This window comes from Cupriavidus sp. MPR-AND1C, assembly GCF_058809705.1.
In genome coordinates, this window is record NZ_JBXASU010000187.1 from 1 (window position 1) to 2,239 (window position 2,239).

A 2,239-nucleotide genomic window follows, 5' to 3' on the forward strand; every position below is an offset into this window, starting at 1 on the left:
CTCGTCTTGGTCTTGCGTGGCATACATGCTCCTTGGTGACATGTTATGCCCTAAACACAAAATCTCTGACAGGCCCGACGGACGCGACTGCGTTCAACTCGTAATCGAACGACTGCTTTCCGTGTGGCAGCCGTTCGCCGTCGAGAAATAAATTCAGTCGCTAGGCCAGATAGCGGAGGTCGGCAAACAACCGCTCTACGGTGTGCCTTCTCAATCCACAAGAACCACATGGTCGCGAAAAGGTTGGCTCGTTCATTTCCGCGGATCGCGCGACCTATTCGAGCCGGCGACTGCCCCCAATTCCACAGTGCACTCGTGAACACGCGATGTCACCAGTTCGCAATCACCGCATCGTCCATATCAGGACGTACGCGGTGCAGTAGCGCGGGGGATACATCCCCCTGAAGCGAGCACTCGATCACTGACATGCCGTTGACAAGTTTCATTCCTGGTCCCGTCTCCGCGGGCTCAACGATAAGTACGCGCTCGACTGTCGCGGGCTTGGGCACCTCACCTAGTGGAACGTCGATCTTAGTCCATTGATCTACGGGATCCTTTGCCAGCCTCATCTCCCCGCGTATCCACGCTGGCCAATCCACCCCCACGGCTGGCTTGAAGCGTTCTTCGTCTCGGACGAAAGGCCTAATTTTCGCCACGATGCTAGCGGGCGCACCTTCCACAAGGAATCCCCAGAAAGCTTGCTTACCGACTCCATCGGCCGATGGCACCTCGTTCTTCGCATCGTGGTAGGCAATCAAGCTAACGCCTGCGACGCTAAGCGGCTGTCTTAGCGTTCGCCAATTGATTCGCTCGTACCGACGATCTTCTACCGTCGGATGGGCGACCCCATTGGTCATGGACAACGCCATGCGCTCCGACCACTGCGCTCTTTCTTCCGTCAGCTTTTCGAAAAACGTCCGGTCACACGCCGAAAAGACGCGAAAGAGCTCCTCGTCTGCTGTCGCCTTTGCCAACGCTGAAGGAGAAAGCGCAGCTGCGATGGATACAGAAGCAACCCAGCGGCAAAGCAGTGTGCGAGTCAATACGGGTCTCGTCATCGATATATCTCTACTGGGCTATGCGTCCGAATTTACCACCGGCCGTTGCCTGATCGGCTCTCGCCTCTCCCCATATGTACGCTATGTGAGACGGACCAGATTGCAGACTTACGGCTGACTTCGGCCGAACTTTAATCCCACCGATTGGCTCTTCCTCAGCGCCGTTGACAGTCTATGAGCCCGCCCCAAGCAAGCACCGGCGCATCAAGCCCTTTGCGCGCCGGGAATCAGCATTCACGTTGAATGGACTTCCCGCCCCTCCAACGTGGGGTTTAGAACGCACGCCCACCTTCCGTTAAGGCGGGAAAGTCGGGCATCCGATGACGGCTACGCCAGCCTCCCAGCCGCCTTTGCGATGAATCGGACTCGCGCAAGTGCAACCCCTCCTGAGCCGGCGACGCTCGGATGCTCATCAAGAGAGTCGCGCCTCGATATACCAATAACCAAGGGAATGGAATGACAAGCTGTACAAACTGCGGCGCCAGCACCCCGGCCGGCGCCCGCTTCTGCAAAACATGCGGAACCCCATTCAAAGCGCAAGCACCGGCGGTAGCCGCTGCAGGATGCAGCGGCTGCGGCGCTGAACTGATAGCTGGCGCAAAGTTCTGCAGGAAATGCGGGACGCGGCCGTCGACCGCGGATTCGGTACATGCAGAAGATGCTTCACAGCATTCGACTATGCCAGTGCCAGAGGCCGTGGCACCCGCCGAGGTAGTGGCCGAGCCAGCGCAATTGGAGGCTCCCCTAGTCCGCGACGTAACGCCAGATGCAGCCCTCCCGCAAGGTACGGAACCGACCGAAGCCATCGCCACCCGCCAGGTCGAGCCTGAGCACGTGCCTCAGCCCGTCGGTCCCAAGCATCCCAAGTACGAAGCACCAGCGCAACCGGCATCGCCGCCGGCGGTGGAGCAAGGCACCAATACATCGACATCCCGAGGCACCACAGAGCCAGCACCACGACAACCGCCGAAAGCACTAATCGCCGCCGGCATCATCACGGCCGTCGCTGTCGCCGGAGGCGGCCTGTTCTGGTGGTACAGCGGCAAGCAACCCACCCCGCCAGTCGACCAAGCGACGCAGGTGCAGGCATCCCAGCCGAGCGAACCCGCCCAGCCCATCCAGCCGCAAGAACCTGCGGCGCAGCCCGAGCCAAGCGCACCCGTGGCGGCCACCCTGCCACC

Annotated in this window: 1 protein-coding gene and 2 pseudogenes; 2 read left to right on the plus strand and 1 reads right to left on the minus strand. The window is 60.3% G+C overall.

What is annotated here, in order from left to right; all coding sequences use genetic code 11:
* Positions 1–329: 329 nt before the first annotated feature.
* Positions 330–1,058 (minus strand): hypothetical protein, encoded by a 729-nt coding sequence (locus tag AC1RWI_RS37885; RefSeq protein WP_492870871.1) that lies wholly within the window; start codon positions 1,056–1,058, stop codon positions 330–332.
* Positions 1,059–1,514: 456 nt separating this feature from the next.
* Between AC1RWI_RS37885 and AC1RWI_RS37890 the strand changes: the two are divergent.
* Both AC1RWI_RS37890 and AC1RWI_RS37895 read left to right on the plus strand, forming a co-directional pair.
* Positions 1,515–1,679, plus strand: a pseudogene (locus AC1RWI_RS37890) (zinc-ribbon domain-containing protein); the annotation flags it as partial.
* A 57-nt stretch (positions 1,680–1,736) separates the two neighbouring features.
* A pseudogene (locus tag AC1RWI_RS37895) lies at positions 1,737–2,239 on the plus strand (hypothetical protein); the annotation flags it as partial.

Bases quoted from the DNA above. Each gene is read 5' to 3' on its own strand.
- AC1RWI_RS37885 (WP_492870871.1), bottom strand. From the start codon at position 1,058: ATGACGAGACCCGTATTGACTCGCACACTGCTTTGCCGCTGGGTTGCT.